General features: G+C 65.8%; 27 protein-coding genes and 1 pseudogene. 10 read left to right on the top strand and 18 right to left on the bottom strand.

Annotation, left to right across the window (positions count from 1 at the left end; genetic code table 11):
- Positions 1-10: 10 nt before the first annotated feature.
- From QRN07_RS12560 to QRN07_RS12525, 8 genes and pseudogenes are all read right to left on the bottom strand, one after another.
- The gene (locus QRN07_RS12560; RefSeq protein WP_285241169.1) at positions 11-1,084 is read right to left on the bottom strand and encodes an amidohydrolase family protein; all 1,074 of its coding nucleotides are present in this window, start codon (positions 1,082-1,084) and stop codon (positions 11-13) included.
- Entirely contained in the window at positions 1,081-2,205 is a 1,125-nt protein-coding gene (locus QRN07_RS12555; protein WP_285241168.1) for an FAD-dependent monooxygenase, read from the bottom strand. Before QRN07_RS12555 ends, QRN07_RS12560 begins: the two co-directional genes overlap by 4 nt.
- A 59-nt stretch (positions 2,206-2,264) precedes the next feature.
- On the bottom strand, positions 2,265-3,299 hold the full coding sequence (locus tag QRN07_RS12550) for a cyclase family protein (RefSeq protein ID WP_285241167.1): 1,035 nt from the start codon (positions 3,297-3,299) through the stop codon (positions 2,265-2,267).
- Positions 3,296-4,252 carry a fumarylacetoacetate hydrolase family protein gene (locus tag QRN07_RS12545; RefSeq protein WP_050683744.1) on the bottom strand — a complete coding sequence of 319 codons (957 nt, stop codon included), beginning with the start codon at positions 4,250-4,252 and terminating at the stop codon, positions 3,296-3,298. The genes QRN07_RS12550 and QRN07_RS12545 overlap by 4 nt, the downstream gene beginning before the upstream one ends.
- A gap of 6 nt (positions 4,253-4,258) precedes the next feature.
- Positions 4,259-5,278 (bottom strand): VOC family protein, encoded by a 1,020-nt coding sequence (locus tag QRN07_RS12540; RefSeq protein WP_285241166.1) that lies wholly within the window; start codon positions 5,276-5,278, stop codon positions 4,259-4,261.
- 249 nt (positions 5,279-5,527) lie between these two features.
- Positions 5,528-6,703 (bottom strand): ABC transporter substrate-binding protein, encoded by a 1,176-nt coding sequence (locus QRN07_RS12535; protein ID WP_285241165.1) that lies wholly within the window; start codon positions 6,701-6,703, stop codon positions 5,528-5,530.
- Between the two features lie 168 nt (positions 6,704-6,871).
- On the bottom strand, positions 6,872-8,170 hold the full coding sequence (locus QRN07_RS12530; RefSeq protein WP_285241164.1) for a Y-family DNA polymerase: 1,299 nt from the start codon (positions 8,168-8,170) through the stop codon (positions 6,872-6,874).
- Positions 8,171-8,200: 30 nt separating this feature from the next.
- Positions 8,201-8,631, bottom strand: a pseudogene (locus QRN07_RS12525) (LexA family protein).
- Between the two features lie 303 nt (positions 8,632-8,934).
- Here QRN07_RS12525 and QRN07_RS12520 point away from each other — a divergent pair.
- On the top strand, positions 8,935-9,426 hold the full coding sequence (locus QRN07_RS12520) for a DUF6023 family protein (protein WP_285241163.1): 492 nt from the start codon (positions 8,935-8,937) through the stop codon (positions 9,424-9,426).
- A gap of 49 nt (positions 9,427-9,475) precedes the next feature.
- On the opposite strand, the gene QRN07_RS12515 is transcribed toward QRN07_RS12520, so the two are convergent.
- The 3 genes from QRN07_RS12515 to QRN07_RS12505 all read right to left on the bottom strand — a co-directional run bounded on the left by QRN07_RS12515 (position 9,476) and on the right by QRN07_RS12505 (position 11,697).
- A complete protein-coding gene (locus tag QRN07_RS12515; protein ID WP_285241162.1) occupies positions 9,476-9,994 on the bottom strand; it encodes a GNAT family N-acetyltransferase in 519 nt (172 codons plus the stop codon).
- Between the two features lie 317 nt (positions 9,995-10,311).
- Positions 10,312-10,695 (bottom strand): hypothetical protein, encoded by a 384-nt coding sequence (locus QRN07_RS12510; RefSeq protein WP_285241161.1) that lies wholly within the window; start codon positions 10,693-10,695, stop codon positions 10,312-10,314.
- A gap of 363 nt (positions 10,696-11,058) precedes the next feature.
- Positions 11,059-11,697, bottom strand: a complete 639-nt coding sequence (locus QRN07_RS12505) for an isochorismatase family protein (RefSeq protein WP_285241160.1) — start codon at positions 11,695-11,697, stop codon at positions 11,059-11,061.
- Positions 11,698-11,893: 196 nt separating this feature from the next.
- On the opposite strand from QRN07_RS12505, the gene QRN07_RS12500 reads away from it, so the two are divergent.
- A complete protein-coding gene (locus QRN07_RS12500; protein WP_285241159.1) occupies positions 11,894-12,847 on the top strand; it encodes a GlxA family transcriptional regulator in 954 nt (317 codons plus the stop codon).
- A 163-nt stretch (positions 12,848-13,010) separates the two neighbouring features.
- Here QRN07_RS12500 and QRN07_RS12495 read toward each other — a convergent pair whose 3' ends face one another.
- Both QRN07_RS12495 and QRN07_RS12490 read right to left on the bottom strand, forming a co-directional pair.
- Positions 13,011-13,406, bottom strand: coding sequence for a nuclear transport factor 2 family protein (locus tag QRN07_RS12495; protein ID WP_285241158.1), 396 nt, complete (start codon positions 13,404-13,406; stop codon positions 13,011-13,013).
- A gap of 92 nt (positions 13,407-13,498) precedes the next feature.
- Entirely contained in the window at positions 13,499-13,654 is a 156-nt protein-coding gene (locus QRN07_RS12490; protein WP_285241368.1) for a hypothetical protein, read from the bottom strand.
- Between QRN07_RS12490 and QRN07_RS12485 the strand changes: the two genes are divergently transcribed.
- Complete coding sequence (locus QRN07_RS12485) at positions 13,587-13,886, top strand: winged helix-turn-helix transcriptional regulator (RefSeq protein WP_285241362.1); 300 nt, start codon at positions 13,587-13,589, stop codon at positions 13,884-13,886. The genes QRN07_RS12490 and QRN07_RS12485 overlap by 68 nt on opposite strands.
- A 617-nt stretch (positions 13,887-14,503) precedes the next feature.
- On the opposite strand, the gene QRN07_RS12480 is transcribed toward QRN07_RS12485, so the two are convergent.
- Positions 14,504-15,094, bottom strand: coding sequence for a dihydrofolate reductase family protein (locus QRN07_RS12480; RefSeq protein WP_285241157.1), 591 nt, complete (start codon positions 15,092-15,094; stop codon positions 14,504-14,506).
- A 58-nt stretch (positions 15,095-15,152) separates the two neighbouring features.
- Positions 15,153-15,818 (bottom strand): GntR family transcriptional regulator, encoded by a 666-nt coding sequence (locus QRN07_RS12475; RefSeq protein WP_056600086.1) that lies wholly within the window; start codon positions 15,816-15,818, stop codon positions 15,153-15,155.
- 178 nt (positions 15,819-15,996) lie between these two features.
- On the opposite strand from QRN07_RS12475, the gene QRN07_RS12470 reads away from it, so the two are divergent.
- The 7 genes from QRN07_RS12470 to QRN07_RS12440 all read left to right on the top strand — a co-directional run bounded on the left by QRN07_RS12470 (position 15,997) and on the right by QRN07_RS12440 (position 21,273).
- On the top strand, positions 15,997-17,253 hold the full coding sequence (locus QRN07_RS12470; protein ID WP_285241361.1) for an ABC transporter substrate-binding protein: 1,257 nt from the start codon (positions 15,997-15,999) through the stop codon (positions 17,251-17,253).
- Positions 17,254-17,320: 67 nt separating this feature from the next.
- Complete coding sequence (locus QRN07_RS12465) at positions 17,321-17,935, top strand: hypothetical protein (protein ID WP_285241156.1); 615 nt, start codon at positions 17,321-17,323, stop codon at positions 17,933-17,935.
- Positions 17,935-18,783 (top strand): phosphotransferase family protein, encoded by an 849-nt coding sequence (locus QRN07_RS12460; RefSeq protein WP_285241155.1) that lies wholly within the window; start codon positions 17,935-17,937, stop codon positions 18,781-18,783. The genes QRN07_RS12465 and QRN07_RS12460 overlap by 1 nt, the downstream gene beginning before the upstream one ends.
- Positions 18,784-18,823: 40 nt before the next feature.
- Positions 18,824-19,642 carry an HAD family hydrolase gene (locus tag QRN07_RS12455; protein WP_285241154.1) on the top strand — a complete coding sequence of 273 codons (819 nt, stop codon included), beginning with the start codon at positions 18,824-18,826 and terminating at the stop codon, positions 19,640-19,642.
- Between the two features lie 123 nt (positions 19,643-19,765).
- Positions 19,766-20,014 (top strand): hypothetical protein, encoded by a 249-nt coding sequence (locus QRN07_RS12450; RefSeq protein WP_050683728.1) that lies wholly within the window; start codon positions 19,766-19,768, stop codon positions 20,012-20,014.
- Positions 20,015-20,041: 27 nt separating this feature from the next.
- Positions 20,042-20,857 (top strand): glycerophosphodiester phosphodiesterase family protein, encoded by an 816-nt coding sequence (locus QRN07_RS12445; RefSeq protein WP_285241153.1) that lies wholly within the window; start codon positions 20,042-20,044, stop codon positions 20,855-20,857.
- A 164-nt stretch (positions 20,858-21,021) separates the two neighbouring features.
- Positions 21,022-21,273, top strand: coding sequence for a DUF6480 family protein (locus QRN07_RS12440; protein ID WP_050683726.1), 252 nt, complete (start codon positions 21,022-21,024; stop codon positions 21,271-21,273).
- A gap of 12 nt (positions 21,274-21,285) precedes the next feature.
- Here the strand turns inward: QRN07_RS12440 and QRN07_RS12435 are convergent, their stop codons facing one another.
- The 3 genes from QRN07_RS12435 to QRN07_RS12425 all read right to left on the bottom strand — a co-directional run bounded on the left by QRN07_RS12435 (position 21,286) and on the right by QRN07_RS12425 (position 25,741).
- Positions 21,286-22,347 carry an EAL domain-containing protein gene (locus QRN07_RS12435; protein ID WP_285241152.1) on the bottom strand — a complete coding sequence of 354 codons (1,062 nt, stop codon included), beginning with the start codon at positions 22,345-22,347 and terminating at the stop codon, positions 21,286-21,288.
- 167 nt (positions 22,348-22,514) lie between these two features.
- Entirely contained in the window at positions 22,515-24,056 is a 1,542-nt protein-coding gene (locus tag QRN07_RS12430) for a putative bifunctional diguanylate cyclase/phosphodiesterase (RefSeq protein WP_285241151.1), read from the bottom strand.
- Positions 24,057-24,076: 20 nt separating this feature from the next.
- The gene (locus QRN07_RS12425) at positions 24,077-25,741 is read right to left on the bottom strand and encodes an ATP-binding protein (RefSeq protein WP_231685976.1); all 1,665 of its coding nucleotides are present in this window, start codon (positions 25,739-25,741) and stop codon (positions 24,077-24,079) included.
- Positions 25,742-25,756: the final 15 nt, after the last annotated feature.

The raw sequence follows: 25,756 nt of genomic DNA, 5'->3' as shown, positions 1-25,756 counted from the left end.
TGCGTGTTCCTTAAGCGTCGCGTCGGGCGGCCAGGGCGGCCGCCGCGGTGATGCCCAGCGTGCGTGCGTTGCCGCCCAAAACCTGGGTTTCGTCGTCGGCCGGAAGTCCGGCGGCCTGGACCTCGTCCACCGGGAGGTCTGATCCCATGTCGAACGGGTAGTCCGAGCCGAGCAGCACGCGCTCCGGGCCGGCTGCGGCCACGAGTGCCCGCAGTTCAGCGGGGCTGTGGACCAGCGAGTCGAAGTACAGCTTCTTCAGGTAGGACGACGGCGGCTGGGCACAGCCGTGCGCCTCGGGACGGACCGTCCACGCGCGGTCCGAGCGGCCCAGGGTGGTGGGAAGGTAGCCGCCGCCGTGTGCCGCCAGGACTTTCAGTTCAGGGTGCCGGTCCAGGACGCCGCTGAAGATCAGGTGGGACAGGGCCACCGCATTCTCGGCCGGCTGGGAAACGGTGTTGGCCAGGTAGAAGCGGTCCAGCCGCTCATCCAGCGAGCAGCCAAACGGGTGCAGGAACACCAGGGCGCCCAGCTCCTCCGCGCGGGTCCAGAATGGCTCCAGCCGGGGATCGGACAGTTCCACGGTGCTGCGCTCCGGGTCCTCGGGGGTGGCGGCGAACGAGCCGATCTCCACACCCAACAGCCCGCATTCCAGCACCGCATGCTCCAGGGCCTCCACCATCAGGGCAGGGTGCTGGAGCGGGACCAGGCCCAGGCCGTTGAGCCGCCCGGGCGCGCGGTCCACGAACTCCCGCACCGCCTGGTTGGCAGCTTTCGCCAGCTTCAGGGCCAGTTCCCCGCCGGCGAAGTAGTAGAAGTGCGACGGCGACGGCGAGACCAGCTGCACATCGACGCCCTGGGCATCCATATCCGCGAGCCGGCGGTCGAGGTCGGTCAGCTGCGGCCAGCGTTCCTTGATCATCCTGCCCGAAGCGGTCATGGACTCGGGCCCGTTGCGCCGGACTTCCAGAGCCTGCTGGGCGCCGAAGCCTTCGGGGTCCGCCTCGGCCACGAGCTGTTGCAGGGCCGGAAGCAGGATATGGGCGTGGACGTCCACGATAGGTACTTGAACGGGAGCGGTGCTCATGCGGGTTCCTTCAGCATGGTGGACAGCGAGTTCATCAGGCCGGGCACGTTGGCGTCGCGGACGCCGTCGAGCATCCACTGGCCCAGCTGGACGGAGGCGGTAACTACTGCCGTGGCCCGGTCCAGGCGTCGGTCGGTGAATTCTTTCCAGAGCGTTTCGGTGATCTCGTCGGCCTGGATCAGCAGTTCAGCGAGAACGGTCGCGTCCTCCAGGGCCATGGCGGCACCCTGGGCCACCGTGGGTGGGCAGCTGTGTGCTGCGTCGCCGATGATCACGGTGCGGCCGCGGTTCCAGGGACCGTCCACCAGGTGGGTGGTGAACCACGTGTAATTGATCCGTGCGCTGTGGTCCAGGTTGGCGCGGATTTCCTTCCACGGGCCGCCGTAGGCTGCGGCGAGTTCGGCCATGATGCGGGGTCCGTCCTCGTGTTTGCGTTCCTGCGCCTTCTCCACGAGGTAGGCGTAGATGGTGTCCGGGCCGGTGGGGCAGTAGCCGGCGATGAAGCAGGGGCCGCCGTAGGTCAGGTCGGTGCGGACCACCTCGTCGGGCCGCTCCACGAAGGCACGCCAGATGCCCATGCCGGTGGGCTGGGGTTCCACGTCGATGCCGATGGCCTTGCGCACGGCTGAGTGCAGGCCGTCGGCGCCAATCAGGAGATCGTATGTGGCGGTGCCGCCGTCGGCGGTGCTGACGGTGACGGACCCGCCGTCGTCCGTTATTCCGGTGACGGTCCTTCCGTAGCTGATCCGTGCACCGGCCTGTTCGGCCCGTTCGCGGAGGATGGCGGTGAGGTCCGGGCGGTACATGCCCATGGTGGCGGGAAGGTCATCGCCGCCGGTACGGATGTCTTCGAGGACGGCGATGACGGTGCCGGCGGGGTCGGGGGCGCGCAGGCCCAGGGTGCTGAACCCGTAACCTTTCGCCTCCACCTGGTCCCAGACACCGAGCTGGCGGAGCACCCGCAACGCGTTGCCCTGCAGGGTGATGCCGGACCCGAGGCTCTGCGGGGCGTCCGCTTTTTCGAGGATTTCGACCTGGATTCCGGCGTCGGCCAGGAGGATGGCTGCGGCCAGCCCGGCGGCTCCCGCCCCAACGATTCCGACGTTCTGTACTGCTGCCATCGCTGACTCCTTTGTATTGACGGCGATACTGCTGGTGGTTGTTCTGCTTTAGCTGAAAGCTACCGGACCGCGATCGGATTGACCGGCGAGCCAACGGCCCCCGTGATCGGGAGCGGGGCTGCGGTGAGCAGGAAGTCGTACCTGCCGTCCGCTGCGCACGCTTCGGCCAGCCCGTCCGGGTCCCACATCTCGCCCAGGAACAGGCCAAGGTTGGGGATGGCGATCTGGTGCAGGGGCTGGAAGGCGGCGTCGAACTCGTTCGGACGGACCTCGAAACCCCAGGTGTCAGTGGCGATCCCGGCGATTTCTGAGCGGTGCAGCCAGGGCGCGGTGGTAAAGGACAGGCCGGGGGCTGAGCCGCCGGCGTAGTCGCCCCAGCCGTCGCGGCAGACCCGCGTGTATTGTCCGGTGCGGATTACCACGATGTCGCCCCGGCCCACGGTTGAGCTGGGGCCTTGGAGCTCGATGGTCCGCTGGAGGTGTTCCGGGGTGATGGCGAAGCCGTCCGGCAGTTCGCCGTCGTTCCTTCCCAGCTCGGGGCCGAGCGCCCGGCCGACGTCGAGCAGCACGCCCCGGGTGACGATCTTGGCGGCGGCTGTCTCGATGCCGGTCACCAGGTCGCCCTCGGAGGTGACGACGTCCCCGGCGGCGCGGCCGTTCCAGGCCTTGCCCTGGTCAAAGATGTGGCCCAGGCCGTCCCACTGGGTGGAGCACTGCAGCGGCATGGCGATCACGTCGTCCGCGCCGCCGAAGCCGTGCGGGAAACCCTGGTTGCCGCGTTCGGCGTCCACCCCGGTGTCCGTCATGGTGTGGACGGGGTTTGTGCGGCGGCGCCAGCCCTTTTGCGGGCCGTTGGTGTCGAACGGCTGGGACAGCGAGAACGCATCACCGGTCTTCACCAGTGCTGCGGCTTCGACGCGCTTGGCGGCGTCGATGAAGTTCAGGGTGCCCAGGATGTCGTCCTGGCCCCAGCGGCCCCAGTTGTTGTGGGCCGCGGCCATGGCTCGGATGCTGCCGAGCGGATCGTCACGCCGGATAACCGGGGAATCAGTTGATTCCCCGGTGCCGGTTGGTGCTGTGTCCTGGGTGGTCACTGGGCACCTTCACTTGTGGGTTCGTCCTTGCAATGGATCAGTTGGGTGCCGAGCCCGGTGATGGTGCCTTCCATCACGTCCCCGTCCTGGAGCAGGCGGCCCCAGTGCTGGCCGTTGCCGGCTGGGCTGCCGGTGAGCACGAGGTCGCCCGGGCGCAGCGGCATGATCTGCGATGCTTCGCTGACCAGCTTGGCGACACCGAAAATCATGTCCTGCGTGGACTCATCCTGCATGGCTTTCCCGTTGAGCTTCAGGGTGACCTGGACGTCCTGCGGGTCGCCGAAGAACTTGGCGGGCACCAGCAGCGGCCCGGTGGGCAGGAAGCCCGGCGCGTTTTTGGCACGGTACCAGTCCGAGCCGATGGCCGGCATGTCCTTGCGGAAGACGTACTCGCGGGTGGTGATGTCGTTGACCATGGTGTAGCCGAACACGTACTCCAGGGCTTCCTCGGGGGTGACCCGGAATGCCGTCTTTCCGATCACTGCTGCCAGTTCCAGCTCCCAGTCATGGGACGTGGAGTAGGACGGCAGGGTGAGGTCGTCCGTGGCGGACGCGATCGCCGTCGGGAGCCCGATGAAGAAGTACGGCGTGCCCTGGCCTGCCCGCTTGTCCATCATGGCGGCGGTCTTGGCGCGCACTTCCTCCTCGTCCTCGCCGGGTTCGCGGTGGGCTGCGGCGAGGTCGATCACGTGCTTGCGGTAGTTCGCGCCGGTCTGCAGGACCTGCGCGGGCTCCACCGGGGCGAGGATTTCGACGTCGGCCAGCGCCAGGCCGGTGTGCCCGTCAGCGGAGGCCGCCAGCGAGTCCAGTTGTGGTTCGGTGGTGTCCCAGTGCTCGATCAGGGAGTTGATGTCCCCGTCCAGCGGCAGGACCCGGCCGTCAACCAGCAGGCCGGTGCGTGCCTTGGCGTCGCCGGCTTCCTGGAACCGGATGAGTGCATAGGTTTCAGCCATGGTGTCTTAGCCCCGGCCCTGCTTGGCGTACGGGTTCAGGAGGGCTTCCTTCATTTCCGGGGACGCACCTTCCTCCGTGGCAGTGAAGCCCTCGGCCGGCGGGAAGGATTCAGTCATGGAGTGCGGCATGGCGCCGTTCTTGTAAAAGTTGTTGGAACCGAGCGAGGGCTTCCAGGTGTTGGCTTCCCAGTCCGGGACGTAGTTGCGGTAGCCGCCGGAGTTGAGCTCCACGCGCAGGCCGGAGGGGTCGCGGAAATAGAGGAAGTTCTGCTCACCCACGCCGTGGATGGAGGGGCCGTATTCCATCGGGGTGCCGTTTTCCATCATGACGTCGGCGGTGCGGAGCAGGTCCTCGGTGGCGTCCACCCAGAAGGCGATGTGGTTGACGCGGCCGGCGCGGCTGGAGGTGTCCAGGACAACGCCGAGGTCGTGCGACTTTTCGTTGGTGGTCAGCACGGAAAACACGGTGATGGGTGCTTCGTCCAGGTCAACGAACGCCATGACGCGGAAGCCCAGGGCCTCGTTGTACCACTTGGCGAAGCCGCGGACATCGGAGGATGCCACGGTGACGTGGTCCAGGAAACGGGGGGCGGCGGCGTGGCTGCTGCGGCGCTCGGGCCGGTCCGGGTAGGTGGATTCGAAGCCGGGCTCGGCCACGAACTTTTCCACGTCGTAGAACAGGCGCATGTGGTGGCCGTAGGGGCCGGTGAATTCGTAGGCCTTGCCGTAGCCGTGGCCGCCGGCGGTCCAGGTGCCCTGGACGCCGGTCGCTTCGATGCGCTGGGCTGCGGCTTCAAGGGCTGCCTGGGAGTTGGTGCGCCAGGCCATCCGGCCCAGGGACGCTTCGGGGCCTTCGGTGATGACCAGGCTGTAACGGTAGTAGTCGCCCCAGCAGCGCAGGTAAACGTTGCCATCCATGCGGTCGATGATGCGCATGCCGAACTTTTCCTCGTAGAACCGTGCCGACGCTTCGACGTCCGGGGCGGTGATCTCGAGGTGGGCAAGATGGGAGAGGGGAGTTTCCACGTTGAAGTCCTTCTGGTTACTGGCTGCGGTCGGTTTGGTGCAGGTCCTGTAACCACTGTGAAGCACTTCATATATTTGGGGAAGGCGAGTTTTTCGATATCAACTATCTGCCTCACCGATACCCATCGGATGGCCGTTCCCTCACTTAATGCGCTTAAATCGCCAACACCCGCTAACTTTCCTGGGGACGGTGAGCGGGTGTTGGCCAAAATGGCGCATCTAGTGAGAGCGTCCTGGCTGGAGCCGGTGTTACTCCTTGCCGAGTTTCGCAGCTGAGGTCTGCTCGCCGGACACGCTGTTGAGGGCACGCAGGTCGAAGATGCCGTTGATGTCCGCCTGCTTGGTGGTGCCGGCGGTGACGCCGTCGGCCAGGAGCTTCTGGTAGGTTCCGGCAAGGGGGTCAACGGTGAACACGATGTTCTTCAGCGAGCGGTCGATCACGTCCGCCTTCAGCTCTGCCCCGGCAGCTTCCTTGAGGGCTGCGTTGATGACGGTGGCCTTCTCGCCGTCGGAAGCCTTGTTCAGCCATTCAACCGACTTCACGTGGCCTTTTAGCAGCGCCTTTACAGTGTCCGGGTGGTCGGCTGCGAACTTCTGGTTGACGATCAGGATGGTGGTGGGGAATTCGCCGGGCTTGCCGGACAGCGAGCCGTCCCACAGGTCCTTTTCATCCACCAGCACCTTGGCGCCTGCGGTCAGCACGAGGCGGGAGGCCCACGGCTCGGGTACCCAGGCGCCATCCAGCTTTCCATCCTGGAAGAGTTTGAGGGTCTGGGCGTTTTCGGTGGGGTTGATGGCGACGTCGCCGCTGCCGTCCACGTTGGTCTTGTAGCCCTGCGTGACGAGCCAGGCACGGAGTGCGACGTCCTGGGTGCCGCCCAGTTGCGGGGTGGCCAGGGTTTTGCCCTTGAGGTCGGCGGCGGAGGTGATCTCCGGCCGGACCACCAGCTGGGCGCCGCCTGCTGCAGCGCCGGCGATGATGTTGATGGACTGGCCCTGGCTCTTGACGAACGAGTTGATGGCCGGGTTGGGGCCGATGTAGGTGGCGTCGATGGCACCGGCGTTGAGGGCCTCGATGGCGGCCGGGCCCGCGTTGAAGACCTGGGTGTTGAGTTTGGTGCTGCCCAGCTCTTCGGCGATGAAGCCCTTGCTGACTCCCACCAGCGCCGGGGCGTGCGTGACGTTGCCGAAGTAGCCCAGCTTCAGGTCGGCGGCCGGGTTGCCGGCGGGGGCGCTGTCCGCGGCGGGGGTTGTGCCGCCGTTGTTGGCGTTGACGGCGGATGCGACGGCGACACCGCCACCTACCAGGGCCAGGATGGCGGCGCCGATGCCGATCTTCAGGCCGAGCGGGCGTTTCGGGGTTGCGGACTGGCCGGCCACAATGCGGGTGGAACTCTGCGGACTCTTGTCCTGGGATTCAGACATCGGGGATTCCTTCGGTGGGGGGATGCTGAGTTGAGAGTACGGAGCGCCCAGCGGGGCCACAATCGTTCCGGTCGCGCACGTTCACGGGACGACGCGAAGGCTCAATATGGCGTAGCCCGGCGTCATCCAGGGACGCGGGACGTCTTCCTACGGCCGGATCCGGTGCCGTCAGGCTGCCTTGACCAGGGGCAGTTCCGCCCAGTGCGTGGTGTACCTGGGGGAGCGCATGTCCCGCTTCATGGTCCAGTCGAGTCCGCTTTTGATGCCGCCATGGCCCAGCCCGATGGCGCCCCGGCCGAACCGTTTGCTGACATCCGCCAGGAGGACACCGATGCCGCGTTCCTCGTGCGGGTTTTCGAACAGTTCCAGCGGCGACTGGTTGCCGGTGGGGCGCAGGTCCGTGAGCATCAGGCCCACTTTGGCGTACCTGAGCCCGTCCCGGAGGCGGGGCAGCAGGGCATGGGCTGCCCGGGTGAGCAGGAGGGGGTCCGCGGTGGGCATGGGGAGGGGCACACAGACGCTGGGATACGCCTGTTCCTGCCCACTGAACGCAGACGTGGCCGCGTACGCGGTGAGCACTTTGGCCTGCAGCCCGTGCTTGGCCAGCCGGGCGCTGGCCTGCTGGCCGTAAATGCTCAGGACCTGGCGCATTGCCGCGGTGGTGGTCACCGGAGTAGCGAACGACCTGGAGAAGATGAGTTGGTCCCGGCCAACGCGCTCCTCTTCCAGGGGAATACAGGGAGTGCCGCGCAGCTCCAGGACGGTGCGCATCATGACCACCGAGAATTTGTCCCGGATGGCCACCGGATCCGCACGGGACAAGTCCAGGATGGAGTGGATTCCGATCGCGTTCAGCCTCTTGCTGAGCCGGCCGGCCACGCCCCAGATCTGGTCGACGGGAAGCTTGCCCAGGAGGTTTTCCCGGACGGATCCCGGGACGGAGTCCCAATGGCAGACGCCGAGGAACGACGGGTTGTTTTTGGCCCACTTGTTGCACAGCTTGGCCAGTGTTTTGGTGGGTGCGATCCCCACGCAGACCGGAACTCCCACATGCCGCAGGACCGCCGTCTTCATGATCCGGCCCAAGGCCAGCAGCTCCTCCGGCTCGCCTTTGACGCCGAGGAAGGCCTCGTCGATGCTGTAGACCTCCAGCCAGGCCGAGTGGCGGCCCAGGAGTTCCATGACCCGGGCGCTGATGTCCCCGTACAGCTCGTAGTTGCTGGAGCGCGCCACCAGGCCCCATTCTTTGGCCCGCGGGGCCAGCTTGAACCACGGCTCACCCACCGGAATGCCCAGCGCCTTCGCCTCCGGGGAGCGGGTGACCGCGCAGCCGTCGTTGTTGGACAGCACCACCAGGGGCTTGCCTTCCAGGCTGGGGTCAAAGGCACGCTCCGCCGACGCGTAGAAGCAGTTCACGTCCACGTGGGCGATCTGCGGGAGTTGCCGCATCAGCGCCGGCTTAGACATGCCGGCCGTCGGCCGGGGCCCGGGGGCTGTTTAGACGTGGTGCAGGCATCGGGTGGCCACACCCCATACCGTCAGGTCCGACAATGCCGACACCCTGATGTCCGGATACCGCGGGTTCTCGGCCTGAAGCACCACACCGGCCGGCGTAATGCGGAGCCGTTTGACCGTCAGCTCGCCGTCCAGGACGGCGATGACCACCGAGCCGTCCTTGGGTTCGAGGGCCCGGTTGACGATCAGCTCGTCACCGTCGCTGATGCCGGCACCCTCCATGGAATCCCCGGTCACCCGGACCACAAAGTGCTGGTGATGTCCTTAATGAGGTGCGCATTCAGATCGATCCGGCCGTCAAAGTAGTCCTGGGCCGGCGACGGGTACCCCGCTGCGACAGGCATGGGGGAGACCAGTACCGAGATCAGCGAGGCGCCCGCGGTTAGCACACGGGGACCAACAATAACGCCCACAACACACCCTTATTCGAAAATATGTTCGATTAGTTCAGTGTAGTCCCGGGCGCCGACATCCGCGAGAAACGGCGTAGGCAGCAGGCGCAGAAGCCATCGCGGCGCCCAAGCGTTCCTTCGAGGAAAACGCCACCGAAGTGGGGCGGCTGCTGGGCGCCGCGGCCCAGGGCCCGGGGGTGCCAAAGAAGCCGGCGCCGGCCGGGGAGATCACCGTTGACCTTGCTCCGGGCGACTACATGGTGAAAGGTGCGTGTGCCGGCGTCATCCGTTGAAACTTCCATTGTCGACGGCGGGAACGCGCCGATGACGACGCCGTACCAGTGTTCCTCAGGCCTGGAGCGGTTCCTCCGCCACCCCGGTGGCCCGGTCACCATTGGCTCCGCCTCGCCCCTGGCCAAGCCGGCCGCCGCCGGTGTGGCCATCCGGCCCAACACGGACCCGCGGGCCGCGGAGTTGGAAGACATGTCTGAGTGGTCGGCGCAGCAGTTCAAGCCCTCAATCCCGGGCCAAACCATGGCCAGCACCGCCGCAAACCATGCCACCAGCATCAGCATGTCCACGCGGCCGGGCAGCTACGAGCTGCATTTCATCTGCGACGGGCCGACCGGGGCCAGGTTTTCCATGAGCAGCAACGGAGCAGGGACCGTCGACCCGGTGGGCGTTCCCTGCAACGGGGTCACTTTTACGGCGGCCGTTGACGTGCCGGCGCCCGGGGCGGATGTCAGCATGGCGCCGTTCGGCGGTGCTGATGGCCGTTACGCTGTCCGGCTGGTCCCGTCCCGCAGCCCGGGCTGAATAAACTCAGGGGCGGCCGGCGTCGACCACCGGCAGCAGCGCACCCTGGCTACGCGGTGCCGATCCAGTGGCGGCGTTTGCCGTTGCGGCTGTCCTCGTAGACGCCGCCATTCCTTTCGATCGTGGCCCGCGACCCGGCGTTGTCCTCATCGCACGTGAGCAGCGCCCGCATGATTCCCAGGTCGCGGGCGACCGGCAGGGCGGCGGCGAGTGCGCCGGCTGCATGGCCGCGGCGCCGAGCGGAGGGCCGAACGCTGTAGCCGATGTGCCCGCCCTCGTTAAGCAGGTAGTCGTTCAGCCTGTGCCGGATCGCCAGCGAGCCAAGGAACGTGTCGCCGTCCACGATCCACAGGTAGGTGCAGGGCACGTGTCCCTGCTGCCGTGGGCTTTCCGGCAGGGCGTCGTTGGTGAGCGTGTCAACAAACCGGCGGAATGCCGCGGGATCCTTGAGGTCTGCCAGGAGCCAGCCGTCGGTGCCGGAACCATCCATGCGGGTGCCGCCAAATTCGGCGGCGGCTTCCAGCCAGGAGTGGTGGTAACTGACGTGGGGTGCGGCAAGCGTAGGCATGACTCCGATCGTAGCTGAGCCATTGCGTCCTGGCGGTTTCGGGATGGCGAGTACTTCTGGTCGAAAATTGTCCCTTGGGCTGACCATAAATCGTCGGACTTGCCATTCCACCCAAAGGTCAACTCGGCCGAGACGGGTTCCCTGTTCCGGGATCAGCTCAGGCGTGTGACGTTCGGCGATAAATGGCGGCTTTTTCACGGAGTCATCGATCTTTTGGTGTCGCACGCGAGGGGATCCCCTGTCGAACGCAAAAGCACCCGTTGGACCGCGGTCCAACGGGTGCTACATGACCGCGGTGAAGCGGTTGATGAGGGAGGTCATTTTGAGGCCGGCGAAACCGGTTGCCGAAGGTTTAAGCGGAAGAACGCGATTTCCTTGCCCACCGCGTACCCGATGGCCGATGCCGGGATGGCCACGAAGGCGAGCCCCTGCCAGGGATGGTGCAGGAGGAGAAGTGCAGCCGATCCGGTCAAGATCGAAGCGTAGATCGGCCAGCGCGGCCCGTGAATGCCCGTGAGGAATCCGGTGGCGCCGCCGATCAAGAGCGCAGCTCCGGCGACCAGCAGCGCAGGCGGACGCGAGCCAAGTGGAACGGAAGTGAAGACAAGGATGACCAGCGCGGCGAAAAGCGCGGCGGGAATCGTTACGCGTCCCCAGAAATCTCGGACGATTTGCCGTCGATCCACAACATGTTCATGCACAATGTCCCCCGTATTCGTCCTCTCCCCAGGTTACCGAGCATGCAGCGAGGCGTCGGTTGCCGCAGTCCAACGGGAGCGGCTCCACCCTGGATGCCCTGAATGATTGACTGAGCGACGTAGCCGTTCAGAGCTACGGATGGACAGCGGCAGACAGGAAGCATTCTCGTGATTGACGAGTATCAAGCCGGGCGCCGGCCTGCACCGCCTGCTCCTGAAGGCCCATCCGTACAAAAATGTCCCGCCAGGTGGGGGGACCGGGCGGGACTGCCCTACCGTAACAGGGCATCCTGGGAACTTCGGGAGAGCCTTGGTCTGCGCTGCGCGCCAACCAACTGATGGGCATCCGCTGGCGCGGCCGACTGCTTAGGCCAGGGCCGCCCGACCGGCGCCTGCGACGGCGGAACTGCCAAGATCACTGCCGGACAGGGCATGCCCCGAGGCCAGTGCTTCTGTCCAGGTTTGGGTGGTGGCGACCCTGGCCCAGTTCGAATTCAGGAGGGCCATGAGGGTCTCGTGGACGGTTCGGGCATCGGCGAACCCTGCGTCATTGGCAATGTTGACGGCGCCGGTTGCATCGGACAGGACCTCCGTGTGGATTCCAAGGAATTCTGCCTCCACAGCGGATGCAAGGATGCAATTGTTGGTCATGTAGCCCACCAGGGTGACGGTGTCTACCTCCCGGTCGCGAAGCCACTCAGCCAGGTCCGTGCCCGCATAGACCGAACTGTACTGCTTGGTCAGCAGCTTCCAGGAGTCGGCTTTGCGCTGCTCCACTTCCGGATGCAGGGCGAAAGCCGGGGTGCCTGGATCGAAAACCGGCGCACCTGCTCCTGCGCTGTGCTGAACCGCCACCACCGGTATTCCGGCCGCCGCAGCCGCGTCAATTGCGCGCGCGATTTTTGGGAGTGACTCTGCGTGGGCGGGGTACTGGATCTCCAGCGGGCCACTGAAGTACTGCTGCTGGATATCAACGATGATGAGTGCGCGGCGGGGCGTGGTCATGGTGATGTGTTCTCCTCGAGGAATGGCGTTGGGCAGGACTGCCGAATCTCATTCTTCCGGCGCGTCAAATAAGTCACCAGTGGCATGAACGCTGCTTTACGATGGATTTGAGCCAATGTATTTATGGTGTCCGGCGGATCGATCCGGCCCTTCGTGACGCAGCTGAGCCGCTCAACCCATCCATCCATGGAGACGCATGAAGATCGCCATTTACGCCTTCGACGGTGTGCCCATGTTCCACCTCGCGGTGCCCCAGATGGTTTTCGAGGAAGTCAAAAGGCAGGGGCATGGATGGTCCACTGAATTGTTTTCAGATGGCGTGGAGTCCTTACGTACAGCGGAGGGATATCAACTTGGTGGAATCTCCGGTCCGGAGGCCGCGATTGGAGCTGACGTTGTTGTTGTCCCATCGTGGTTCGACGACGATAGGGCGGCGGGCGGTGACCTGCAGGCGCTCCTCGTCGAGGCGCACCGGAGCGGGGCCACGATTATGGGACTGTGCCTGGGGGCACTGGCCGTGGCCGATACCGGCCTCCTCGATCACCGGTCGGCGGTGACCCACTGGAAGTCCGTGGATGACCTGGCCGGACGCCGCCCAGCGGTCCACATCGATGCTTCGGTCCTTTACATCGATCACGGAGACGTCATAACTTCGGCAGGCACCGCTTCAGGAATCGATGCCTGCCTGCATCTGGTACGCAAGAACCTTGGGGCCGCCGCCACCAACGCCGTCTCACGCGCCCTGGTTGTGGCGCCCCATAGGGAAGGCGGGCAGGCGCAATACATCGAACGCCCCATCCGTCCGCCGCAAACCGACGACCCCATCTCCCGCGTCATCGAATGGGCCCTGAACAATCTTTTGGAACCGCTCAGCATCGAACAGCTGGCCTCCCGGGCACACATGAGCCGCCGGACATTCATCCGGGATTTCCAGGCAAGCACCGGCACCACGCCGGCATCCTGGGTGCGCAGCCGGCGCCTCGACGAATCCCGAAGGCTGCTGGAAGAAACCACCCTCCCCATTGATCAGGTAGCCTCCGCCAGCGGGTTCACCAGCACGGTCACCATGCGGCAAAACTTCGCGACCGCATTCGCAACAACCCCCACGGACTACCGGAGACGTTTCGAGGCCCTCCTGCCCTCTGAATGACTCCGCAGAGTTTGAAGGAGCCGCCTGAGGGCTTGTTGCCAAGCCGGGGCAATGAGTTTCCCGCCCTGAGCGTAACCTCCAGCGATCTCAACCGGTCCGCACACGCAAAAACCCCCGACGTGTGGTCGCCTGCGGTCTTGGTGCGGGGTTGGGTTTGCTTTCACTATCCCCAGAAGGTGTCCTCGATGTAAGGGTCGGAGGAGAAGAGGCGTACCTCGGTGATGGACCCGTCGTCGACGGTGAGCAGGTCCATGCCTGGCATGTCCATGCTGGCCCCGGTCCGGGTGCCGGAGAACTGAACAGGGACAGCAACCATGGAGCCGTTGGCCATCATGGTTCCGTTGACGGCGATCACAAAAGTGCCTTGGCTTGCCTCCATCATGCCGCCCAGGAGGGCGCCGATCGCGTCAAGGCCCTGGTGGGTGCCGGAGAACCGGTTGTCGCCGGGCTGGTACCAGATTACTTCGGGCTTCAGCAGTGCCATGGCAGCAGGGACTTCCCCGCGGCTGAGGGCGTCGAAGTAGGCGGTGGCAACGTCAATGGGTGTAGGGCTGGTCATGATGGTCTCCTTGGAGTGGGGATCGAGATTCCAATGGTTACATCTGGTAACCTGTTACCTCAACGTAACTAATAGAGACTTTTGGTGGTGTTTCAGGTGAGTGTCCCGGTATGGAACGTCATGGTGGCTTCGTGTCCCTCGCGGACGTCCCTGGCGAGGATTGCCAACAAGTGGACCGCGATGATCGTGATTGCCTTGAGTGCCGGGCCCTTGCGGTTCGGGGCGGTGCGGGAGGCGGTTGGTGGCATCAGTGGGAAGGTCCTCGCCGATACCTTGCGGGACCTGGAGCGGGATGGGATTCTTAGCCGGACCGCGTACAACCAGATGCCTCCCCGGGTGGAATACGAACTAACGCCGCTGGGCTGTTCGTTGCAGGAGCCACTCACGGCCTTGGGCCGCTGGGCCGAGAAGAATATCCCTGATGTTCTTGCGGCGCGGGAAGCTTATGATGACCGCGCCCACCCGGTGTCGCTTTCCTGACAGTTGGACACAGGCAACACCCCGTCCCCCGGGACTACCTGCAGCAGTGGGTCATATGGGATGCGCCGCCTCGGAGGCTTGAATAGATCATCATCGACAGCGCCAAGTAGCCAGCGGCATGGAAAGACCCCAGACCCTGGATAAGCGAAGTACCCAGGCTCCGGGGTTTTCTTCTCCCAGCAGTTTGCCATCCAAAGCAGGGAACGGCAGCGCAGAACTACCGCCAGACCACCGTGTACGCGTAACCGTTACCGTTCCTCACGCAGCCCTCAACCAAACGCACGTAAGAACCAAAGCCGGGACGGGCAGCATCCAAACGAGACTCACACAAGGCTTTCGTACCATTCCAGTACACGACCCGCTCAGAAGCCTGAGCCGGCAAGCCAAGCGCGATTCCTCCCCCAACGAGCATTGATGTAGCAACAGCAGCGGACGCGAGCTTCCTCTTCATATTCATCATGTCGTGAGAATAATTTCCGGTGAAGGACGGGTCAATGGGCACTGCTGCCCATGTCGCAGCCACCCCTAGACCATCCGGACACGGTAAAAGATCAACCCCTCGGGTTTTTTCCGCGCACCCCGGGTGCGTCAGGCATGAGTTGCGGCGTGTCAGCCCGTCAGGTGGTGACGCGGTAGCGGATGTGCGTGACCAACGCCGTCCCGCTCACCTCGGAGGGTTCCAGGTTCAGGCCGGTCACGCCGTCCAGGAGCCGCTCGCCTGCCCCCAGGGCGATGGGCGCTATATGCAGCCGGAGTTCATCGATCAACCCGGCCGACAGGTACTGCCGTGCAGTCTGTGCCCCGCCTGCAATGGCCACATCCCCGCTGCCGGCGGCTTGGCGGGCCTGCGCCAGGGCCGTTTCAATTCCATCGGTGACAAAATGGAACGTGGTGCCGCCCGCCATTTCCAGCGGCGGGCGCGCATGGTGGGTGAGGACAAATACGGGTGCGTGGTAGGGCGGTTCCGCACCCCACCAGCCCTGCCAGTCCGGATCCCACGTCCCCGGCCCGGCAAACATGTTCCGGCCCAGGATGTAGGCGTCCGCTGCCAGGATGCCGTCGCGCTCGGCTGTGTGCTCTTCGGGTTCTTCGAACATCCAGCGGTGCAGCCGCTCGCCGCCCCGGCCCAGTGGCTCGGCCATGCTTTGGTCCGGGCCGGCGACGAAGCCGTCGAGGGAGATGGTCAGGTCGCAGGTGACGAGGCTCATGCGCCCATCATGCCACTGCGGTGGATCACCGGGCCCCCTGTTCCCTGCGTGGGAACAATCAGGGTTTGCCGCCGGCAAGCTGCCCAACGGCGCGGGCTTCGAAACTGCGGATGTGGTTCAGCACCAGTTCCGTAGCGGCGTCGGTGTCACCCCGGCGGGCCGCGGCCAGTATGTCGGCATGCTCCGCGGCCTCGACGTCCCACGACGGCTGCTGGGTCCACGCATTGACGGAGATCAGCGCCGTCTGTTCGCGGAGCCCGTCCAGCATGTCCACCAGGACCTGGTTGCCGCAGTTTGAATAGAGCAACTGGTGGAAATCGCGGTTGGCGAGGCTCCGGTCGGCTTCATCCAGTGCCCTGGCCGCGCGGTTCAGCGCGTCCTGCGCGAGCTCCAGGTCAAGGCCGCGCTCGATGGTTCGTGCAACGGCCACCGGCTCAAGCAGGGAGCGGACGTCAAAGACACTGCGGGCCATCTCTGCATCCACCGCCCGGACGGTGGCGCCCTTGTAATCGCTCATGGTCACCAGGCCCGCGCCCACAAGCGTCTTCAGCGCCTCCCGCACCGGCGTTTTCGAAATCCCGAAATAGCGGGCCAGCTCGGCCTCAACCAAGGCCCGGCCAGCGGGTAGTTCACCGGTGAGGATCGAACGGCGGAGCGCCTCAACAACGAGGCCTGTCCGGGACGCTGACGGCAGGAGGCCATGGGGAGTTGGTTGGCTGGTCACGCTCAAACTTTCCCACATTCCGGGACCGCATGCTGCATCGTACTTAGTATATGATGTATCAAGAGTCATGTGATCACCGACGATCGGAGCCCCAGTGCAGTCTTCATCCTCATTCGGCCGAGCCGGAACGGGGTCCCGCCCGGGACGCCGCTTTGCCAGGTCGGGGCTAGCCGCCGCGCTGACAGCAGCGGTCCTTGCGCTAACCGCCTGCGGCGGCGGAACCTCCGGGCAGGAGGCTGATGGTGTTGTGGAGCTTCGGTTTGCCTGGTGGGGCGGCGACAAACGGGCCCAGCTGACCCAGGACGTCATCGCCGCGTTCGAAGCGGAAAACCCGGACGTCAAGATCAGGCCGGAGTTCGGTGATTCCGGGCCGTACTGGGACAGGCTGGCCACCCAGGTTGCAGCCAACGATGCCCCGGACATCATCCAGATGGACGAGAAGTACATCACAGAGTACTCCAGCCGCGGCGCCTTGCTGGACCTGTCCAAGTACAAGATTGACACGTCAAAATTTGATCCAGCAGCACTCCAGTCGGGAACCAGCGAAGATGGCCTCACTGGCCTGCCAGCCGGCATTAATGCGCCCACCATCCTGGCCAATCCGCGGGTTTTCGAGGCCGCCGGTGTTGAACTGCCGGATGATGCAACCTGGACGTGGGCGGACTTCGGGCGCATCGCCGCCGAAGTCACGGCCAAGTCACCGCAGGGCACTTACGGATCCGCTGCGTACGGCGGGGACGAAGCCTCCCTCGGCGTCTGGTTGCGCCAGAACGGCAAGTCCCTCTACACCCAGGACCGCACGCTTGGGTTCGAAGCGCCGGACATCGCGGCGTGGTGGGCCTTCCTGAAGGAGCTCCGCGAGAAGGAAGCAGTGCCCACCGCCTCTGAAGTGGTTGAAGCCGAGGCCGCCACGCTGGATCAGAGCGGCATCGCCGTGGGCACCAACGGATTCGCTTTCAGATGGTCCAACCAGCTCCCGGCACTGGAGAAGGCAGCCGGTGGCGACCTGGAGATCCTGCGGTTTCCCTCGCGGACAGGCGACGCAGCCGATACGCAGCTTTGGTACAAGACCTCGCAGTTCTGGTCGGCGTCCGCAAGGACCAAACATCCCGAAGAAACGGCCCGGTTCATCAACTTCCTGGCCAACGACATCAAGGCCGGGGAGATCCTGCTTGCGGAGCGTGGCGTGAACCCGAATTCCGGGATCCGGACCGCCACGGAATCGAAGTTGCCGTCCGCCGACCTCAAGGTGGTTAAATTCATCGATCAGATCAAGGGAGAGCTGGGAGCTGCTCCCGCCCCGCCGCCGAAAGGCGCCGGTATCATCCAGGAGATCATCCGCCGCTACACGGTGGAGGTCCTGTTCAACCGGCTGTCGCCGGAAGAAGCGGGGCAGAAAGCGGTGGACGAAATGAAAGCCGCCATCAGCGACTGAGTCCAGAGGCGCGGTGACCGGCCCCGTCGGCTTTAAACTGGGCTGACACATCACTTAGGGGGCATGCATGAGGCGTTCCGCTGCTGGACCGGAGGCGCGCTGGGCCAGCGCTTCCGCCGTCGCTGACGGCGTCAAGGACGTGGGCGTCGAGGCAACGGTCCGGTTTTACTTCCAGGCGGTTTTCCCCGCCACGGTGCTGGCCGCACTCTGTGCGGGAATGGCCCTGGCAGCCAGCGGCGCCGTGTCAGCCGTCGGTATTCACCTTTCCGGCTTGACGCTGGGCCTGTACCTGGCCGCGGTTGGGGTCCTCGCCGTAGGAGTGTTGTACGGCTGGCTGCGGATTATGCCCGAAGTCCAGCCGCTGCGCGCCCTTGTCACCTTGGAACTGGGGCCGGCAGCGGCGCGTCACGTCCGGCGCCAGATCCTGGGAATAGAAGCGGTGGATCCTGCCGCGCTGGGTGTTCTTCGTGGCGCGGCCGCCCAGATGCGTGAACGTACTGCCCGGCGCCTGGTGACGACGCCAGGACTGTCGCTCTACTTCGCTGCCCTGGCTGTGGACGGGGACCCCTGGCGCGTCTCCAACACGCTGTCTCTACTGCTCTTCGTGGCCACCATCCCCCTTGGCGTCCAGGCATTCCGCCAGTTCTCCAGGACCGGAAAATTCCTGCGGGAAACGGCGTGATGCGTTGGGATAGGGGGACGCTCACGGCGAGGCAATCGGAGCTGGTGGCCGCCTGGTGCGGTGAGCCGGAACTCATTGAGGATCTGTCCTGGGGTTTGACTGACACCACGGTTCTTCGCATCCGCTCCAGGGGCAAGGATCTGATTGTGAAAGCCGGCGGGCCGGACAACCACCACCTCGGCCGCGAGATCATGGCCCACACCACCTTCACTGGACCGCTGGTGGAGTCCGGCCGGGCCGCAACCATGCTGCACGCAAGCATCAACGAGGCCCTCCTGGTGGCCGGCTACCTGCCCGGGGTCCTGGTGGAAGGCGCCCCGGATGAACAGAACCCGGAGACATATCTGCAGGCCGGCAGGCTCCTGAAGGCATTCCACAGCCAGGCCCGCACGGCGGACGGCGGCTGGGAAACCCGCGCTACCGCCAAAGCCCTCGCCTGGCTGGACACTGACCACCGGATCGATCCCCGGGTGGAAAGCCGGGCCAGGCAGTGCCTCGCTGACTACCGGGCCGCCGCCGCCGAGATGGTGCCCACCCACGGGGACTGGCAGCCGCGGAACTGGATCAGCAACAACGGCGCCATCAGCGTCATCGACTTCGGCAGGTTCGACCTCCGGCCGGCAGCCACCGACCTGTGCCGGCTGGCCGTCCAGCAGTGGCAGCGGGACCCGGCCCTGGAAGCGGCCTTCCTCCGTGGCTACGGCGCGGACCCGCGGGATGGGGACGCCTGGCCGGTTTACCTGCTCCGCGAAGCCATCGGCACTGCCGTGTGGGCGCACCAAGTGGGCGACGGGGCGTTTGAAACGCAGGGGCACCGGATGCTGGACCAGGCGCTGTCGCGATTCTGACGCAGGACCGGCACCCCTGATTCCCACGTAGACTGGCAGTATGCGGCTGGTGGCAAGTGATATTGACGGAACAATCCTGGGGCACGACGGAAAGATCAGCGACCGCACCATCCGTGCCTTCCACGCCTGCCGTGACGCCGGCGTCGAACTGGTCTTTGTAACCGGCCGGCCGCCGCGCTGGCTTTACCCCCTCCAGGAGCAGCTGGGTCACTCGGGCACGGTCATCTGCTCCAACGGCGCTGTGGTGTGGGACCTCGAAGCGGACCGGCTGGTGTCGGCCAAAACCCTTGACATCGCCACGGTCCTCGAAGCCCGCCGCATCATCAAGGACCTGCGGCCATCCGCCCGGTTCGCGGTGGAAACGCTGGCCGGCTTCCACCTGGAGCCCGGGTTTGTGGAAAACGAATCCAGCGAACTCCTGGCCGAATTCACACCCGCGCCGCTGGCGGACACCCTGACGGACGACGACGCCGTGGTGAAGTTCCTGGCCATTGTCCGGGAGGGCACCGCGGACGAATTCCTCGCGGAGGTGCGTCCCGCCGTCGGGCATCTGGCCTCCGTAACGCACTCCGCACCCACCGTGGCCATGCTGGAACTTGCCCGGCCAGGCCTGAACAAGGCCGTTACCCTGGCGGGCTACGCTGCCGCGCTGGGAATCGACGCCGCGGACGTGGTGGCCTTCGGCGACATGCCTAACGACATCGAGATGCTCCGATGGGCCGGCCACGGTTACGCGATGGCCAGCGGGCATCCGGACGCCATCAGTGCCGCCGGCCAGCAGGCACCGCATTTTGACGACGACGGCGTGGCCCAGGTCCTTGAGGCCAGGCTCGCAGGGCTCGGCGCGCCGCTGTCCTGACGCGCCGCCGCCGGACGGGTTCCAAGGTGGCATTCAGCTAACGATCACTCCGCGTTTACCTTCCCTCCGTAGCGTAGCTTCCGGAGAGCCCCAACCTCTCCTTACGAGCACTGAGGGGTAACGATGGCAAAGAACGTCAAGCATGGCAGCGCCGAAGCACCACTGCGCCGGGCAACGCCAGCCCCGCACTGGCGGAACCTGAGCCAGGGCGACCGTGTCCGGGTCCTGCTGAGCCCGGGCTTTGAGACCGGCGGCCTGGTCGATGCCATCACCGCAGACCACACCGCCGTATGGATCAACCTGGACGGCGGCCGCGGCCGGACCCTGCTGCACTGCAGCGACGGCGTGGAGATCCTGCCCGCCGAGAGCTAGCCTCCGCGGCTCGGGTACGCTCGCTGTGTGACCCTGCCCTACTTCGAGAACACCGGCGACGGCGGCCGGATACTCCCCATCGCCATGGCCCACCGCGGGTTTTCCCGGGAGGGGCTGGAGAATTCGATGACGGCCTTCCGGGCTGCTTCCGGGCTGGGGTACCGGTACCTGGAGACGGACGTGCACACCACGGCCGACGGCGTGCTGCACCTTTTCCACGACGACACCCTTGACCGGGTGACGGACGGCCGGGGCAAAGTTTCGGAGCTCACCGCGGCCCAGGTGGCCGCCGCGCGGATCAGCGGCCGGGAGCGCGTGCCGCTGTTCGACGAACTCGTCACCGCACTGCCTGCCGTCCGGCTGAACCTGGACGTCAAGGACTGGAGTTCAGTCCGGAGCCTCGCCGCGGCCATTGAGCGGCACCGGGTCCACGACAGGGTCCTGGTGACGAGCTTTTCGGACCGGCGCCGCAGGGCCCTGTTGGAACTGCTGACCCGGCCCGTTGCCGCGTCCGCGGGCCTGGTCTCCAACGCCCTGTTCACGCTGCTGGGCCCGGTACTCCCCGCGCCCGTATTTGCCCGGCTGATGCGGCACGTGCTGCGCGATGTCCAGGCCCTGCAGGTCCCGGTCCGGCAAGGCCCCGTGCGGGTGGCCACTCCGGGCTTCATCCGCCGTGCGCACGACCTGGGGCTGGTGGTGCACGTGTGGACCATCAATTCCGCCGACGAAATGCGCCGCCTCCTGGACCTGGGTGTGGACGGCATCGTCACAGACCGCGCCGACCTGCTCCGGGACGTGCTGCTGGCCCGCGGGGAATGGCCGGCGGCCGGCGGACGGTCCTAGGACCGGTGTCCGTCTCCGGGCGTGTTCGGGTCCGGGACCTTCGCGCGCGGCGCTCCTCTCAAGCGTGCCGGCCGCACCGGCCAGTCCTTCAGGATTATCAGTATGCTTACAATTAGTCCAGGCTGGGGAATCCGCCACGGCCGGACAGGGAGGACGCACACGCCATGAGCACTTACCATCCGGAAAATGATCCCGCCAATCCCGATCAGCCCCGAAGCGACCAGGCCGGCAGTGCAGGGCCGGCCGGCACGGACAAGGCCGGGCCGCACCCGCATGGCAAGGACTCCGCCGGTACGTCCAATCCGGACCCTGCCGAAGGCAACATCACCGGTTTGGAACCCGGCGGGGGAGTGCCGCCGGGCGAAACGCCGCCTGCAGAAGACCAAATGAGCGGGGACCAGGGCCACGCAGAATAGGTCTTCCGCTGCCTAACGGGACTTTTTGGGCGTGGCCGAGCCGGACGCTGTTTCGCGCTCACCCAGCTGGCGCTCCAGCACGTCCACGTCCAGTTGCTTGTTCCAGGTGGCCCAGTCCTGCGGCCGCACGGAAGGCCGGCCCAGCAGGTAGCCCTGACCGGCGCTGATGCCCAGCTGGGACAGGGCCTTAAGCTCGCCCACGGTCTCGACGCCTTCGGCAACCAGCGTGCTGCCGATCTGGTCCGAGAAGTCCACCAGGCAGGCTGCGAGGGCCCGCTGCAGGCCGTCCGAGTCCACCCTGCTGATGACGTTCCGGCCCACTTTGATGAAGTCCGGCCGCAGGTGGATCATCCGGCTCAGGTCGCCGGCCCCGGAGTGGGCGTCATCCACGGCAATGCGCAGGCCCTTTTCCCGCAGCGGATTAATCGCAGCGATGAATTGCAGGTATTCCTCATCCGAAATGCTGTCCGTTAATTCGAGGACCACGCGGTGGATGGGCAGGTCGATGTGCGCAAACAATTCCGGCAGCCGCGGATCAATGCAGGATGAGGGGGAAATGTTCAAGGAGACGTAGAGGTGTTCGGGCAGGTCGCGCGCCGCGGCTGCGGCGGACCCCAGCGCCGAGAACTCAAGGTTGGCCCCGAGCCCCACGGCGGCCGCTTCCGCGAACCACAGCTCCGCCGCGGCGCCGTCGTCGCTGACGAAGCGGGACAGTGCCTCGACGCCCACCACGTTCCTGCCGGCCAGCCCGTAGATGGGCTGGAACGCCGTCATCAGCATCTGGCTTTCCAGCAGGGCACTGATCCGCGAGATGCTTTGGATCGCATCCATCTGCTCGATGATCTGCGGTGGCAGGACCGGCGGCGCCAGCCGGCGCGGTGCGCCTTCCGTGTCCTGCGCTGCCGCGGCGTCCTGCTGCCGCGCCTCAAGGAGATACTCCAGCAGGGCCCGCTCGGGGACGCCGGGATTCTCGTCGAGACTGTTGCTCAGGCGCTGCCGTATGGCCGCTCCGGACGGATCAGAATCCGCCAGAACAGCCGCAATAATTCCCCATGCCTGTACCCGAACCGACATTAGCTACGCCCCCAGTTGACGAAGTAATGACCCCATGGCCCATTTAATGTTCAAATTTCAAACGCCTTTTTAAGGTCGGTGCTGCTATTGATGCCCAACGTGTTGCGGTGCTGAGAACCTGACACCGCACGATGATCGTATATCGGCAGGACCAAAAGCGCAGTACTTTACAGTTTCGGGCTAGCGCTTTCCGGCTGGTCAGCCAACAATGCCGGAATTTTCTCGGGCGGAACGGGCCGGCTGAAATAGTAGCCCTGCGCGCTGAGGCAGCCCAGGTTTAGCAGGATCTGGGCCTGTTCGGCGGTTTCAACGCCCTCCCAGACCGCTTCCAGGCCGCAGGCGCGCACCAGCTGCAGGACCGCTGCGACGAGGGCCGGCTGGTTGGGATCGGTGCCCAGCCCCGTGATGAGCGAACGGTCCACCTTGACCCTGTCCACGGGCAGCCGGCGCAGGTAGCTGATGGACGAATAGCCGGTCCCGAAGTCGTCGATTTCGATGCCGACGCCCAGCCCGCGGAGTCCGCCCAGGGAGTAGCGGTCCAGCTCGTTGCCCTTGACGATCGCAACTTCCGTCAGTTCCAGCACCACCTGGTCCGGCTGCACCCCGGTTTCCTTCAGCACGGTCCGCACATCCTCGATGAACTGCAGGCTTTGCAGGTCGGTGGCGGAGATGTTGATGCGCACGGAGAAGCGGGCGTCCACCAGGCCGTCGTCGATCCAGCCGCGGAGCTGGCGCACCGCGGTGCGGAGCACCCACAGTCCAAGCTCGGAGATCAACCCGGCTTCCTCGGCCAGCGGAATGAACTCGTCCGGCATGATGAACCCGCGCTTGGGGTGGTTCCAGCGGATCAGGGCTTCCACACCTTCGATCCTGCCCGTGCCCAGCTCCACCACCGGCTGGTAATACAGCGTCAGCCCGCTGCTCCTGATGGCGGTACGGAGGTCCTCCACCAGTTGGCTCCGGAGCCGCCGGACCAGCAGGAGGCCGGGTTCAAACCGGTGCAGGCGGCTCTGCCCTTCGGCTTTGGACGCATACATTGCGACGTCAGCCTCCATCAGCATGTCCTCCGGCGTCGGGTTTTCACCGCCCACGCTCAAGCCGATGCTCGCGCCGCAGCGGACGCTCCGGCCCGGCAGCTCGATGGGTTCCTTCAGTGCTGCCAGGATCCGGTGGGCCACAATGGTGGCCTGGTCGGGGGACGCCGAGGGCATCACCACAGCGAACTCGTCACCGCCCAGGCGGGCCACGACGTCGGAGCTGCGGACGGCGCCGCGGATCCGTTCCCCGACCGTAATCAGCACCTGGTCGCCCGCCGTATGGCCAAGGGTGTCGTTGATGGACTTGAACGCGTCGAGGTCCAGCAGCAGGATCACCGGTCCCTCGCCGGCCTCCCGCTCGGCGTCCAGTGCGGAACGCAACGCCTCGATCAGCGCGGAGCGGTTGGCCAGACCCGTCAGCGGGTCCTGCATGGCCATCTGCTGCATTTCCAGGTGCGCCTCGTGCAGCAGTCGGGTGCGGATCTGGACGCGCTGCTCAAGCTCTTCGTAGATGACCTGGAGATCCTCGGCCAGCAGGTTGGTGCCCATGATGATCGCGTCGAGTTCATCCCGGTTGGCGGACACCTCGATCCTGGAGCTGAGGTCACCCGAGGCGAGCCGGACAATGCCTTCCAGGAGCTGGGAAAGCCGGGGATCTTCGTCGGAAAACATGTGTGGTCCTCCTTCCGGCCCTAGTTGGCCCGGTTGCTGTCGGCGTCCAGCGGCAGGCTGACAGTGACCGTGGTGCCCAGGCCCAGGGTGGACGCCACGTCGATCCTGCCGCCGTGCCTGGCCACGATGTCGCGGGTGATGGCCAGCCCCAGTCCGGTGCCGGGGATGGCACCGGACATGGCGTTGGAGGCCCGGTAGAACCGGGTGAAGACGTGATCGATTTCCTCGCTGGAGATGCCGATGCCCGTATCCGCCACGCTGACGGTGGCCCAGCGGCTGCCGTCCGGGGCCTTGTGCGAGACGCTGCCCACCTCGATCCGGCCCCCGCTGGGGGTGAACTTGATGGCGTTGGAGACCAGGTTGGTGAAGACCTGCTGCAGCTGGACCTCGTCCGCCAGGATTTCCGGGTCTTCAGGCACGGAGTCGACGGCGATGGTCACGTTCTGCAGTTTGGCCAGCGGCCGGAGGGCTGCTGCCACCAGGTCAAGGGTGTGCCCCAGCCGGACCGGGGTCAGGTGCAGCAGGCTGTTGTCGAGGCCCGCGCGGGAGACGCTGAGCATGTCCTCGATCAGGGACCGGAGCCGTTCCGTGTTCCGCACCACGATGTCCAGCATCTGGTGCACCTCGGAGGAGACCGGACCCTCGGTGCTCTCCTGGATCATGTCCAGATACGCCATGATCGAAGTGAGGGGTGTGCGCAGCTCGTGGTTGACGGTGGCCAGGAAATCGGTTTTGGCCTTGTCCAGCTGCTGCAGTTGCTTGACCACCTGCAGCTGGTTGCTGATCAGGTGGCTCTGGATCAGCCCGTGCGCCGCGTTGCCGGCCACGTGCTGGATGAGTCCGCGTTCGGTCCGGGACCATTGCCGGGGCTGGTCCACCATGGCAATCCAGATGATGCCCAGGGAGGAATCGCCTTCGCCCATGGGCACGGCCAGTGAGGAAACGGCATCGGTAATGCCCGACGCCGGGCCCTCGCCGCCGGTGGCTTCCTCATCGGAGGCGTCAGTGGAGAGTGTCTCGGTCCCGGCCCAGAGGTAATCCGCCACCTGGCGGGCCTGCACTTCGTCCGGGATGGCCTCGGCGCCGGCGGGTACCAGGCCGGGCCGGTTCCACGTGGCCGTGATGCGCGGAACCCGTTCGTCTTCGAACGTGGTCAGCCACACCCGGTCGGCGCCGAAGGTTTTACCGAAGCCCGCCACGACGTGCTGGGCTATTTCCTGCGGGTTGTTCGTGGCGCGGACGGCTGCGGAGACCTGGCGGAGCTGCCCGCGGAGGGCCTCGGCTTCCTGCCTGGCACTGCTGCGGCGGGCCACCTGGTCGATCAGTGCCGTGGCACGGTGGACCAGTTCGGCGGGCGGCGGGGGCTTGGTGATGCAGTCGTGGATGCCGGGGGGCGTCATCGCGGCAATGTCGGCCGGGTCATCAAGGTCCACAAGGACCAACATGGGCGCGTCGGAATGCACGGCGGACAGGGAGGCGTCCGCCACGATGACCGAGGGCTGGCCGGTGGCAAGGAGGGCAGCCAGGCCGGCGGCGTCACCGGTGGTCCGGACGGCGTAACCGACGCGCCGGAGTGCAGCGGCGTTGACCTCCAGCCGGCCGGCGTCGGGATCTGCCACGACGGCGGTACGGGGTGCGCGCCATTCACACGGCACATCAGCCGCCACAATGTCCCCTTCCCTCACAGTTGAGTACATTGT

This window comes from Pseudarthrobacter sp. MEB009 (assembly GCF_030208875.1).
In the GTDB taxonomy this organism is placed as follows: Bacteria; Actinomycetota; Actinomycetes; order Actinomycetales; family Micrococcaceae; genus Arthrobacter.
Note: the sequence above shows the minus strand (reverse complement) of the source record. Positions and strands in the feature narration are given on the sequence as shown.